The sequence below is a fragment of the Streptomyces sp. NPDC020917 genome, from assembly GCF_044333795.1.
In the GTDB taxonomy this organism is placed as follows: domain Bacteria; phylum Actinomycetota; class Actinomycetes; order Streptomycetales; family Streptomycetaceae; genus Actinacidiphila.
Genome location: NZ_JBIRRR010000003.1, coordinates 441,198 through 455,228 on the forward strand (window position 1 = coordinate 441,198; position 14,031 = coordinate 455,228).

General features: G+C 67.9%; 3 protein-coding genes. All 3 read right to left on the reverse strand.

Features of this window, described 5'->3' with window-relative positions:
• Window positions 1-64: 64 nt before the first annotated feature.
• Window positions 65-4,027: an endo-alpha-N-acetylgalactosaminidase family protein gene (locus tag ACH4TG_RS09020; protein WP_398241501.1), complete on the reverse strand. Its 3,963-nt coding sequence runs from the start codon at window positions 4,025-4,027 to the stop codon at window positions 65-67.
• A gap of 829 nt (window positions 4,028-4,856) precedes the next feature.
• Complete coding sequence (locus tag ACH4TG_RS09025; RefSeq protein ID WP_398241502.1) at window positions 4,857-9,158, reverse strand: polysaccharide lyase family protein; 4,302 nt, start codon at window positions 9,156-9,158, stop codon at window positions 4,857-4,859.
• Window positions 9,159-9,416: 258 nt separating this feature from the next.
• Complete coding sequence (locus ACH4TG_RS09030; protein ID WP_398241503.1) at window positions 9,417-13,820, reverse strand: polysaccharide lyase family protein; 4,404 nt, start codon at window positions 13,818-13,820, stop codon at window positions 9,417-9,419.
• Window positions 13,821-14,031 lie beyond the last annotated feature (211 nt).

Sequence of the window (14,031 nt, forward strand, 5' to 3'; positions counted from 1 at the left end):
CAGGCGGTCGGTGAGCAGGCCGAGGCCGGCCCCGGGTGGGGCCGGCCTCTGGTCGTTCGTCGGGTCAGCGGCGTGGGGCCAGGTCGAGGATGTGGAGTGTGGACTGGGACGGGAGGGTCAGCGAGTGGAGCTCCTTGTCGGGGTTCACGGGCACGGTGTTGACGTAGAGGCGGTAGTCGAGGCCGAAGTTGGCGGGGCCGGACGGGGTGACCCGGTGGTCGGTGGTGACGGCGATGCGGGCCCCGTTCGCCGTGGGGGCGTCCGTCAGCCAGTTGGGCAGATACAGGTTCGCCGAGTCGGTGGTGCCGTCCGTGTAGTGGACGGTGACCTGGCCGGTGACGCCGCCTACCGAGGCGCCGAGGAAGCCGATCTCGCGGGCACGGCCGCTCAACGCGATCTCTGAGCCGCCACCCGCGACGTTGTCCCAGCGGCCCGGACCGTAGTCGGGGAGCGTGAAGGACAGTCCGTCGACCATCAGTTGGGCGCCCGGTGCGGCGCCGGCCGCCGTCAGTGCCTCGGCGGAGTAGCTGTTGCCACTGTCGAACGAGCCCTCCGCCGGATGGGCGTCCCGGGCGATCATGGTGCTGTTGTACGCATCGGAGAGGCGCGCCAGCGGCAGGGACGCCGGGACGGCCGCGGTGGTGACGGCGGTGCCCGAGGCGAGCGGGTACTCGGCCCGGGCCCGTACGGAGCCCGCGGACTCCCCGAGGTCGGCGGCGGGCGGGATGACCGTGAACTCGGCGGTGGCGGTGGCCCCGTCGGCCACGGTGCCCAGGGACTGCCGGTCCGGGGTGACCTGCCAGCCCTCGGGGGCGTCCATGGTGAGAACCACGTCGGAGAGTGAGGTGCCGGTGCTGTTGGTGAAGCTCGCCTTCACCGTGCCGGGGGCGCCGCGCGTGTAGAGGGCCGGGGCGACGGCGACCCGCGCGGGCGGTGCGGTGGGGCAGAGCGCGCCCGTGTCGGCCGGGCCCAGGTCGTCGATGGCCAGGTCGTCCAGGACGAACGCGGCGCCCACGTTGCGCTTGATGCCGAGCCACATCTCACCGCAGCCGGCCCCACCGGTGATCACGGTCTGTTCGTACACCCGGTGCGTGGCCGAGTGCTGCGGCGGCAGGCTGTCGTTCCAACCAGCGGGAGTGGTAAGCGTGTTGGGCGGTGCGGTGTCGAGGGCGCGGGTGGTGGTGGGCGGCAGCAGGTCCTCGGTGACGGCGGAGCCGCCGTCCCGGGCGATGACGGCGCGGTAGTCCGATCCGGGGTCCGCCTGGTACGAGAAGCGGATGCGGTAGGCACGGCTCGGTGCGAAGCGCAGGGTCTGCGGCATGGTGCGGTAGACGACCCCCGTGCTGTCGGAGAGGGTCTTGAGGGAGAAGCGGCCGCTGATGGTGTCACGGGTGTAGTTCTCGTGGGTCTCGGAGAGGTGGGTGCGGTCGCCTCCTCCCCCGCCCGCGTAGACGAACGGGCCCCAGCCCTCGTCCACGTGCTCGAAGTCTTCGGCGAACCAGTGGCCGCCGTACTGCGGATCGGCGCCCTCGTTGGCGACCACGCGTACGTCGGCGAAGTCCACCTGCGTGCCCTCGGCGCCCGCCTCGGCGGACAGGGTGAGCACAGCCGTGCCCCTGGCGTCGCCGGGAACAGTGAACAGCACCTTCATCCGCTGGAACGAAGTGCGGTACCGGCGGGCGTTGTTGACCTTGTTGGTCAGCGGTGAGGAGGTGGCCCAGACGGTGGTCTCGGATCCGCTGTGGCCGCTGACGGTGAGGGCGGCTTTGCGGGTGCCCGTGATGCGTACCCACACCGAGGCGGAGTAGGTGCCAGGAGTCAGGCCGGTCACCCGCTGGCCGACGGTGCGCGCGCCGGTCGCCGCGATCCGCAGGTACGGGAGGCCGTTTCCGTCGTCGGTGACGGTGACCTGGCCGGAATCGGGCACCGTCCAGCCGTCGGTGGTGCGGCTGGTGAAGGAGGGGTTGGCGAGGAGGCCGCCCCTGCCGTAGTCGGGGTCGCGCAGCGAAGACGGTGCGGTGCGGTAGAGAACGTATGCGGTGGCCGCGTCGGCGGTCACGGTGACGGTGCCGCGGGTGACGGGAAGGTCGCCGATGTGGGTGCGGCCGTCCTCGCCGAGCCGGTAGAGGCCGACGCTCCCGCACTGCGCCCACTTCGCCGGAAGCTGCCAACTGGTGGCGCCGCCCGAGGGGTTCCAGTGGTAGATCTTCCTCGGATCGGCCTCGTCGGTGGGCTCCCAGGGGAGGAAGACGGTCGAGCCGTCCGCTATCAGGCGTCCGTTCCAGGTGATCCTGGCTGTGCCGGTCGTGTCGCTGACGGAGACCCCGCTTGTCAGGTCGACCTGGTGGGTGGTCATCCGCTGGATCTCGAAGTGCTGGAGGAACTTGGTCGGCAGATTGACGGTGAAGGTGGCCTTCAGCCAGTTCTTCAGGTTCTGCTGGCCCTGCCAGCCCATGTAGTGGGTGTTGTCCGAGCCAAGCAGCAGTGAGGTGCGGTTCCAGGCGTCTCGCTGGTGGTTGCGGACGAACCGGATGATCTTCGACTTGAGGCCGCTGCCGGTCTGTCCCGCGTATGTGAAGACGCTGTCCCGCTCGAACTGGGCGTCCGCCTCGCCGCCGAGCGGCAGTCCCGCGCCGGTGATCACCTGCCCCTGGCGGGCCGGGGCCCACCCGCCGGTCCAGTAGGTGTCGGAGTAGACGAAGCCGAGGTGCGGCAGATCGTCGGTGAGTTCGGCGAACCGCTCGGCGAACGCCCCGGTCGCCTGGTCCTTGACCGTGTCGGTGTGCCACGACTGGTCCATCCACCGCCAGCCGAGGTCGGCCGCGCCGTTGCTGCGGTCCCAGCGGAAGTTGTGTGACTCCGGGTACTCCTCCCAGGCGTTGATGTGCACGCCCACCGCCGCGTTGTAGCGGCGGGACTCCTTGGTGAGTGTGCGCAGCGCCTCAAGGCCGCCGGCCCTGGTGTTGTAGTGACCCCCGTAGTCCATGTGACCGCTGTCGTGCCCCTCGGACTGATAGCCCTTGAGGAGGATCGCCTGCGGCAGCCCGTCCGTGTACAGGTAGGTGCGGCGGATCTCGTCGAGCGTGGTGAGGAAGGGCTGGTCCGCGTTGCTGGCGATGTTGATCGCGATGCCCTGCACCACGCGGGTGCGGCTCCAGTCGTCCGCGTACGGGTTGCGCATGATCGCACGGAAGGCGATGGCGGCGTCCTGCCAGTCGGCGACGCCGTCGCCGTTGCGGTCGGCGGTGACGACGACTGCGGCCTCGGGCAGGCCGAACACCTTGCCGTCCGCGCCCCGGTAGACCCATTCACCACTTGCGATCTCCGTGTGGTGGACCCCGGCGACACTGCTGGTGCGGTACATCAGCCGGTCCTGAGCGCAGGTGAACGACTCGACGGCGGCGGCCAGTCGGCCGGTGTCGAGCAGGGCGTAGGAGGTGCGCCGCCAGGTGGCGTCGGCGGTCGCGTCGGCTGACGCGACGAACACGTCGGCGGCCTCGGGCCCGCCGAGTCCGTACGTCAGGGGGCAGTGCGAGAGGGTGGCCTGCTGGGAGGCGGAGGCGGAGACCAGGCCCAGGCCGGGGATTCCGAAGGTGGAGACGCGGGTGGCGCCGCGCTCCGTGATGCGCACGGCCGTGAAGCGCAGGACGTCGCCCCTGAGGGTCAGTTCGACGTCCACGGATACGTCCAGTTCGGGGACGGAGAGCCGGTAGGCGGCCCGGTCCGCGGAGAGCTGCGAGGTGACGGCCGGGGTGTAGTCGCTGCCGTTGATGCGCACGGTGCGGACCGATTCGACGGCGCCGCCCAGGGTGTCCCCCGTGGCCGTCCAGCGGTAGCCGACGACCCGGGGGAAGTCGGGATCCACGGTCACCGTCAGGGTTTCGGAGACCAGTTCGCCGCGGGCGTCGGACGCCCATGCGGGCAGTACCCCGGATGCCCAGATTCCGGTGGCGGCGCCTGCGGCCGCGGTGGTTCGCAGGACGGTGCGGCGGCTGGGGCCCGGGGCGGTGGATTCCTGCTGGCCCATGGGGTGATTCCCTCCTGAGGTGTGTCGCTTTGACGGCTGATCATGGTTGTTGAGGCGTCAGTTGTTGCTCGGGTCGGGCGGACCTCGAAGGCGAGCTGGGACGCGGCATGCCTTCTTGATCATCAGATCCGCCGTTGATCAGACACTCCCCATGAATGATGGGCGGTGAGTGAAAGAGCATGAGCGCGCTTGGACGAAACTCCACCTAACCGAACGGAATCAATCAACTTCACTCAGCAGCCAGAGCGTAGGCACGGACCTCCACTGCGTCAAGACGTCGCACCGGGCGACGTGCCCAGCGCGGGATGAGCAGGCACACGACCCCTCAGCACGACACCTGACGACGTACCAGCCGATCCGGCGCGGACCCATGGAACATTGCCGTTCGGATCTGATTGTTTAGAGCACAACTACGCAACATTGTGAGGTCAGCGCACAAACTCGATCACTCACCCCGCGACCGAGACGAGGTCCGAGCTGCGGTCCTGGGCTGTTCGCTCAGCGCTGGTCCTCTCGCGCCCCCGGCACCTCGCGATCAACGAGGTCCTTCTCCGCCCTGCGGACCAGCTCGGCTGAGGCCCGTGGGCGACCGGCCCGGCTGCAGCAAGCGGCCGCTTCTCTCCGTAGTCGTCACAATGTGCAGGAGGAGCCGGCCACTCGCCTTGGGTGGCGGCGCCGATGGCTTTCTGGCCACATCACCGACGCCACGCCAAGGAGCAATGGGCGGTGGCCGTCGGCCATCAGGGCACCGGATCGACTTCGTCAACTGGGACCACAATCACGTGCCGGGGGCGGGATCGGTCCCCGCCCCCGGCGCTTGGTCAGGTGGTCAGCCGACGGCCAGGCCCTCGTAGACCAGCCAGGACCCGGTCAGGGTGGTCAGGGACAGGCTGTTGCTCCCGGCGGCGAGTTGCGACGCGGGCAGGGTGAAGTTCACCTCCTGTGGCGCGATCTTGTAGGTGTTGTTGGTGTCGTTGCCGTCACCCCAGCGGTAGCCGTCGCCGCCTCCGGCGGACAGTTGCTGCTGTTGTGCGGTGTTGTGGTTGAGCGACAGGCTGAGTGTGGGCGGGGCCGTGTTGCTCGTGTCGAGCAGCCACAGCGTGAGCGTGAGGCCCTTGTCGGGGGCTTTGGGCAGGGTGAAGTTGAGCGTGAACGTGTGCTGCTTCGATCCCGCCCAGCTGTCCTTCGGCCCCGGCTGGATGTAGCTCCACTGCGGTGCGGCGACGCCGGTGCCGGTGTATGGCACGTACGGGGTGCTGGTCGCCGGATAGGTGGCGTCCGGGGTGCCGGAGGCGGTCTGCTTGGCCGTGTAGTCGACGTCGTTGGGGAACGCGGCCTGGTAGTCCTTGTAGCCGGCGGGTGCCAGGCTGAACTCGGACATGCACGCGATCGGTGCGCTGGGGTTGTAGGCGGCGGGGCGGATGCCTACCGACACGATCTGATGGCCGGTGTACGGCACGGTGATCTCCGAGCCTGTCCCCCAGTCGGTCACCGTCAGTGCCGGTTGGGAGTCGGGCTTGTCGTTCAGGTTGAGCAACTGCGCGGAGTCGACCTTGAACGGGACCTTCAGGTAGACCGTCCCGGACTTGCCGGCGACCTCCAGAAGCCGCATGGTCATCGGGAACTCCGCGGAGACATCGGTCGGCGAGGCCTGCCGGATCGTCTGGAGCACGACGTTGGACGCGTCCAGCGAAGCCAGCGACAGGCTGGGCTCCTTGTACGTGCCGGACTGGTGGGCCGGCAGCGGCTGCGACACCAGCGGCGACTGGACACCCCAGCCGTACCGGGTCGCGTTGGCGGCGTCGAACCCTCCGGTGTGGTCGGTGATCGAGTAGTGGAACGACATCGGGCCGGGGTAAGCCTCGTTGTAGTTGGTCGTCCACAGGTTGTTGAACGCCCAGGAGAACATGGAGCCGTTTGCCGGCAGTACGCTGCTCAGGTCGGTGTCGGTGGCGGTGGGGCCGTCGATCGTGCCGGGGCGGGCGATGAGATTCATCGTCTTGATGCCGCCGAATTCGACCAGGGGTGCGTCGGTGGAGTTTAGTGTCACGCCGCCGGTGGAGTTCGAGGCGTCGGCGTAGCTGTGCATGGACTGCCAGTCCATGGACGAGCCGGGGAACTGGCCCTTGCCCAACTGGACGGGAGTGCCGGTGCCCTCGTAGGTGACGGTGGGGTCGTCCACCTTGAACGGGAACGCGAAGTAGCCCTCCTCCGGGGAGGTCACCGCCGTCTTGTTGAGCGTGTCGGCGACGTCCACGTGGGGGCTGTTCGCGAGCAGCGTGATCGTGGCGCCGGCGGACTCCACACCCGTCGCCTTGCCGGCGGAGTCCTTGCCGCCGGGGGTGTCCGGGTAGGTCACGCCGATGGTGATGCCGGTCTTCCCGGAAGACTTCACGGACAGCGTGGCGCTGGATGGCGACCACTGGCGGGCGCCGCTCGTCGGAGATCCTCCAAAGGTCGAGTTGGAGCGTCCGTTGTTGGGCCGGTAGACGTACTGGTTGAGTGCGAACGAGGACGTGGAATCGACGAGTTCGCGGTTGGTCGCCCGGTTGATGACCGAGGTGATGGTCCCACTGGGCGAGATCGTCACGGTGTAGTACTTGTTCTGCAGGACGCCCGTGGTGGGGTTCCAGCTCAGCGACGGGTCCGGTGCCGCGCTGGTGTCCTGACCCGGCAGGAGCCGGTAGACCGCATACCCGACCGCCGGCACGTTCGCGGCGAGGAACTGGATATGCGTGTCGTCGACCGCCTGATACGGCACGTCCGCATCGGTGGTGGCGTCGAGCAGTTGGCCGGCCCAGCCCGTGGGAACAGTCGCCGTGACCATACCCGTGCGCGCCCACGACAGGGAGTTGAACACGCTGATCGCCGGGTGGGCACTGGGGTTGGCGATCTGCTGTGCCAGATCCGTCGTCGCCGAGGACATCGCATTCGTACTGTCCTGAACGGCCCGGTCGGAGTAGACCTTCTTGTGTGGCCACTGCTGCGACGGATAGGTCAGGCCTTCTGTGCCCCAGGTGTGCTCGGTGAACATGCTTTCCTGCTGATACGCCGAGTCGACCATGCAGGCGTTGGTCGGGTTCGGGGTGTTCAGGGACGCCAGTGATCCGAGGGTTTCGGCGTCCGTGGTGCGCGCCTGGGCCACCGCGTTGGTGCCGGTCTCCACCGGGGAGGAGCCCGCGCCGTCCGACCACCAGCCGGTGAAGTCACCGGTGACGGTCGGCAGCTCGCTCACCGACTTCGAGGTCGAATCCGGCGTGTAGCCGGAGACCGACGTCGCGCCCTGGGGCGTGGTCGCGTCGGCGTAGTACCGCGACGGGGTCGACATCACGAACCGCGGATAGTCGTATTGCTGGTCGTACTGCTTCAGCACATCGGAGATCGCGTTCATCGGCGGGGTGGTGTCCGCGAAAGCCTGCAGCGGATACACCGACTGCGGGTACTGGTCGACCTGCAGTGCCGCGAGCCGGGCGCCCAGGCCGGAGGACAGGCCGTTGACGATCGGGGTGAGGTCGGCCGGCTTCGGGGCGGGCGTGTACGGCAGCGGCGGCGAGTGGCGGCCGCAGTTGTCCATCTTGGGCGCCAGCGCGCAACTCAGGCCGCCCCAAATGTTCCATATCCCCTCGTAGTAGCCGTACTGATTGTAGGCCGTCAGTACTTTGCTGCCGTCCGGCGCCTGCCAGTTGAACAGCGTCGGGGCGTCCTGGCCGGTGTACGCGGGGTTGTTGTTCGCGGTGTGACCGGGGTTGGCACCGTTGAGGAGCACCTTCACGCCCGAGCGCGCCAGAATCTGGATGTACTGCTCCGAGACACCCGTGACGTCGTCCTGGATGGCGGACGTGATGGGCTTGTGGAACTGCGTCGCCATGTCCCGCGTGGCTGTCTGGACACCGCGGATCAACTGCTCGGTGCTTGCCAGGTCCTGGAGGTTGTTGTTGTAGTTGCCGGTCACCTCGATCTGACCGCTGCGGATGCAGGTGCCCAATGCCGCGATCTGCGCCGCTGAACGGTCCTGCAGGTAGTTGTTGATCACCCATGACGACTCGGCAGTCCACCGGAACTTCTCACCGTCGGTGTAGCCGTTGGCCGGATCGGCGGTCTGGTTGCACTGATCCACCGCCTGGTCGACGTATGCGTCGAGGAGCTGCCGGGTGACCGTCTGATCGTAGTCGTAGCCGTTGTCGAAGTGCGGACCGTCCATCAGGTCGACCTGCCACCGACGCTGGTAGGGCAGGTTCAGGGCATACGTACCCGACTGCCCGTTCAGCGAGGCGTTGATGTCCACTTCGGATGGGCCTCCCGGCGGCGCCGGTGGCACCATGATCCGCTGTGTGGAGCGGCCCGCCGGAACTGACAGGCTCGTCGATTCGGTGCTGGAACCCATGGTCCCGGTGAAGGTGACCGTCCCGGCAGCACCGGATGTGTTGTTCACGCCGACGTCGACGAGTTGACCGTCCACACCCTGGGCGTCCTTCTTGATGAACACCGTGGGATTGAGCGACAGGATCTGGACCGGTCCGGGCGTGGCGGGCGCCGGGAGCATCGTCACCGCGTCGTACACCGCCCAGGAGCCCGCGGTCGTCGTGATCTGCAGCGTGTTGGCACCCTCGACCAGCGTCGATGCCGGAATCAGGATACCGACCTGGCTGGGCTTGGTGACGACTGGGGTAGTACCCGAGACCCGTCCGCGACCGAAGGCTCCCACACCACCACCGGCAGGCGCGGTCAGGGTGTCGGCGACCTTCCCGTTCGACGTGATCCGCATGGTCGGCGGCTTGGGGTTGGTGTCGGTGAAGGCGAGTTGTAGCAGCTTGCCGTCGGCGGCCTGGGCCGCGGTCAGGGTGTAGTCGATGGTGAAGGTGTGCACGTTACCGCCAGCCCAGCCGTCCGATGGACCGGGCTGGATGTAGGACCAATCCGCGGCCGGGGCGCTGCTGCCGACCGTGTAGCTCACGTCGTTCGGGAACTTCGCCGGATAGTCCGCGTACCCATGGGGGGCCAGCGCGAACTCGTTCGCCGAGTGGTCCGGCGTCCCGATCTGGAACACCGGAGTGACCGCCGACGGCGCGGCTCCCGCTTGGGCGGCCTGGCTCTGCGCCGTGACAAAGAGCCCGCCAATCAGGGCGAGCACGACGGCCAGTGCCCTGCCCGCCCCTAAGCGTCGTCGATGCAGGGGAACGGGCGCATTTGGCCTAGGGATCACCGAAAACCTCCATGTCTCGTTCCGACAGTCCTGTGTGCGTCGGTGCTGACGCCGGGCGGGGGCCCGTCGCCTGCAACCCGCCGCAAAGCACCGCAGTCAGGCGCCCGCGACGCAGACCGGGCCCGCAGCCCTGAACTCCCTGAAATGGCGGGGTGCAGGGCTGCGGGTGTGGAACACCCCCTGGAGTCAGCCTCCGATGGCGAATCCGTCGTAGGCCAGCCAGGAGCCGGCTGTGGTGGTGATGGCCACGGTGTTCTGTCCCTTCTTGAGTTCCGTGGCGGGCAGGGTGATCGTCTGGGTGGAGGGCTTGATGACCTCACCTGACGCACCGTCCCCGAAGCGGTAGCCGTCACCGCCGCCGGCGGGCAGTTGGATCGACTGACCGGTGCCCGCGTTGAGCGCGACCCTGATGGTGGGCGGCGTCAGATCTTGGGTGTCCAGCAGCCACAGGCTCAGGGTCAAGTCCTTGGTGGGTGCGTCAGCGAGGTCGAAGTTCAGCTTGAAGGTGTGCTGCTTGGAACCGGCCCAGATGTCCGTCGGACCCGGCTGGATGTAGCTCCATTGCGGCGCGGCCACACCGGTACCCGTGGCGGAGACGTAGGGGGTGGTGTCCGAGGGGTAGGAGACCCCGGTGGTGAAACCGGTGTCCTGCTGGGCGGTGTAGTCGACGTCGTTCGGGAAGGCCGAGCTGTAGCTCGCGTAGCCGTTGGGGGCGAGTGCGAACTCGGTGGCGCACACGAGGGGAGCTTGGGTGGTGTAGTTGGCCGGCTGGAGTCCCACCGTGATGATCTCGTGTCCGGTGTAGTGGATCTGGATGTCCGAGCCGGTTCCGGAGTCCGTCACCTTCAGCGCGGCTCCGCTGGGGTCTTCGGTCAGGTTCTCCAGTTGCGCCTTGGTGACCTTGAACGGCAGGTGCAGGCGGGCGGTACCGGACTTGCCGGCCACCTCCAGCAGGCGTGCGGTGAGTGGGAGCCCGGAAGGACTGGCAGTCTGCTGAGTCGCGTTGGCCTGCTTGAAGGTCTGCACCACCAGGTTGCCGACCGGATGGCGAACGCCGTTCACCACGGACATGAGCGAGGTCGCCCCTGCCGGGTAGGTGCCCGCCTGCGAAGCCGGTACGGCGGCGGGCTGCAGCGGTGTCTGGACGCCCCAGCCGTACCGGGTCGCCGCCGTGGCGTCGAAGGCCCCGGTGTGGTCGGTGATCGAGTAGTTGTAGGTGATCGGCCCGGACTGGTACAGCCGGTAGTTGGTCTGCCACAGGCTGTTGAAGGCGTAGGAGAATGCCGAGCCGTTGGTGGGCCGCACCGAGGTCAGGTCGGGGGTTGCGGTGTCGTCCAGGCGCCCGGGACGGGGCTGGAGCTCCATGCTGCGGATGTGGCCGAACTCCATGAGCGGCGCATTGGGCGTGGACAGGGTGACCCCGCTCGTGGTGTCGCCTACGGTGCTGGACAGGTCGGCGTAGCTGCGCACCGACTGCCAGTCCATGGCCGCGCCGGGCATCTGGCCGTCCGCCAGCTGCACCGATGTGCCGGGCGCCTCGTAGGTGACAGTGGGGTTGTCCTGCTTGAAGGGGAAGGCGAAGTAGCCCTCCTCAGGGGTGGTCACCTTGGTCTTGTCGATGCTGTCGGCGATGTCGAGGCGGTCGACGCCGGCGTAGAGCGTGAGGGTGGCGCCGGCGGAGTTGACGCCGGTTGCCTTGCCGCTCGCGTCCTTGCCGTTGGCCGTGTCCGGGTAGGTGATCGCGATGGTGGTGCTGACCGGTCCGCTCGACTTCAGGGTGACGGTGGCGTGGGCCGGGGACCACTGCTGCGCGTCCGTCGTGTGCCCGTCCCTCCTGGGGTTGGGCCGGTACACGTACTGGTTGAGCTTGAAGGCCGACTTCTGGTCGACGAGTTCACGCCCGGTGGCCTTGTTGATGATCGAGGTGACCACGCCGGTGTTCGCGTCGACACTGACCTTGTAGTACTGGTTCTGCAGGATGCCCGGGGCGGAGTCGGTGCCCGGGGTCCAGCCGAGGGAAGGATCTGCGCTGGTGGCGGTGCCGGTCCCGGCGCGCAGTTCGTACGTCCGGTAGCCCAGCGCCGGCACGTCGGCCGCGAGGAACCTGATCTCAGCGCTGCTCACCGACTCGTACGGCACCGCGGTGTTGCTGCCCACGTCCCACAACTGCCCGGCCCAGCCCGCAGGCACGGTCGCCGTCACCACGTCGCTGCGCTGCCAGGACAGCGAGTTGAACACTGCCAGCCCCGGGCTGGTCGACGTGTTGGCCACCTGCTTGCCCAGGGAGGTGACCGCGGAGCCCATGGCGTCCTGACTCAGACGTCCCGCCTTGTCAGCGTGGGTCTTCTTCACCGCCCACTGCGGGTCGGGGTCGAGCAGCGACGGGCTGGCCCACGTGTGTTCGGTGTAGAGCTCTTCCTCCTGGTAGGCGGAGTCCACCAGGCACTGGGAATTGGGATCGGGTGCCTGCACGCTGGCCAGGGCGCCGAGGGTCTCCGCGCTGGTGGTGCGGGACTGCGCCTGCATGTTCTCGCCGGTCTCGTACGCGGAGGAGCCGGCGCCGTCGGACCACCATCCGGTGTAGTCGCCGTGTTTGACCGGCAGCTGGGAGGCGTCCAGTGACGTGGGGTCGGGCCGGTAGCCGTCAGGGGAGGTCGCGCCGGGATGGGTGGAAGCGTCCTGGGCGTACATCGAGGAGGTGGAAATGACGAGCTTGGGCCAGGAATACTGCTGGTCGTAGGCCTTCACCACGTCGGACAGGCCCACCATCGGGGGGTTGCTGTCCTCGAAGAACATCAGCGGGTACACCGACTGCGGGTACTTGGAGACCTGCAGGCCCTGGATGTTGGGATTGAGGATGGTGCTGGCCAGGTACGGAATGGTCGTGCTCGTGATGGGCGGAGCGGTGATGGGGGTGTAGGGCAGGGGGTGGGTCGAACTGTCGTTGTTCGACCAGGGTGCCAGCTTCTTGAAGAACTTGTTGTTCAGGCCGGGGGTCGGGTCCCACTGGTAGCCCTCGTCGTAGACGTGGGCGCCGAAGAAGGTGAGCACCTTGCTGCCGTCGGGCGCCTGCCAGTTGAACAGGGCCGGCGAGTCCTGGGAGGTGTGCGGAGTGGTCCAGCGGCCGGTGTGATCGGGGTTGCTGCCGTTGATCAGCAGTTTGACGCCCTGCCGGGCGAGCATCTGGATGTTCTGGGCGGTCACGCCGGTCGGGTCGTCCTCGATGGCGGTGGTGGCGCTCACTCCGAACTTCTTCGCGAGCGCGGCCCCCTTGCCCATGGAGCGGATCAGCTGCTCGTTGCTGGCCAGATCCTGCAGGTTGTTGTCCCAACTGGCTGGGACGTCCAGGTGTCCGGACTTCACGCACGCGCCCAGGGCGTTGACTTGGGCGGGGGTGCGATCCTGGATGTAGTTGTCGAGCATCCAGGAGTGCTCGATACTCCAGCGGTACTGCTCGTTGGGCGCGTAGTCGCTGGTGGCCTGGCACTGGGCGACGGCCTGGTCGAGGAAGGAGTCCTGCAGTTGCCGGGTGGTCGCCTGGTCGTAGTGGTAGCCGATGTCCAGGTGGCTGCCGTTGAGCATGTCGATCTGCCAGCGTCGCTGGTAGGGCAGCATGGTGGTGAAGTCACCCGCGGTGAAGCCGCTGTCCTGGCTGGCCGTGGTGATCTCCAGCGGGATGGGCGAGCCTGCAGGGGCAGGCGGTACTTCGACCCGCTGGGTGGATACTCCGGCGGGGACCGACACCGGCCCGGTCGGGATCTGCTGGTGGTTCGCCGACGCGGTGAAGGTCACGTTGGACGGCGTCGAGGAGGTGTTGTCGACCTGGAGGTCGACGAGTTGTCCCTGCTGGGCATCATTCTTGAACAACACCGTGGGGTTGGTCGCCAGGATCTGCACCGAGCCCACGTCCTTGGCGGCCGGGGCCAGGCTGACGGAGTCGTACGTCGTCCAGTAGGAGTTGGTGTTCTTGATGACCAGCTTGTTGGCCCCTGCCTTGAGGCTGGAAGCGGGGATCAGGAAGCCAATCTGCTGGGGCTTGTTCCCCGAGCTGGTGGTCCCGGAGGCGTACCCGACGCCGAACGCACCGGTGTTGCCGCCGGGCGGGAGACTCGCCGACTGGGCAACGCCGTTGGAGTCGACCTCGACCGTGGTGCTCGCGCTTGAGCTGTCGGTGTACGAAAGCTGGAGCAGCAGATCGGTCGCGGGTACGGCTGCCAGGTCGTAGTTGATCGTGAACGGATGGACCTTCTTCCCGGCCCAGGCGTCGCCCGGGCCGGGCTGGATGTAGGACCAGTCGTGGGCCTCCGTGCTGGTGCCCACGGTGAAGTTCACATCGTCGGGGAACGTGGCGGAGTAGTCCTCATAGTGGGAGGGCGCGAGGGCGAACTCGGCGTCGGACTGGTCCGGCGTCCCGATCGTGAAGATCGGCGTCGGGGGCGACGCGGGTGCCCCGGGAGGCAGGGCTGCCGCCGCCGGACTTGCGTCTACGCCGACCAGCATGACGGCGGCGCAACTCATCGCGGCCAGCGCGGCTGTGAACCACTTGCCGATCTTGCTCCGGCGCCGTTGCGCCAGGGGGTGGGCTCTCATGGATACCTTGCCTTCCTGTCATGGACGAAAGGTGGTGAAACCTCGACGGAACCTTGCTGGGTTCGCCCTCCCTTCGGTCCGGGCGCGGGTGGACCTACGGTTCGAGCCGACTCCCGGTGTACGCGTGAGCTGGCATCGCTCACTGCAGTACCTGACCGGCACGCACCTCTGACCGCCTGTGGCTGTGGTAGCGATACCACTCAGGCGGGGA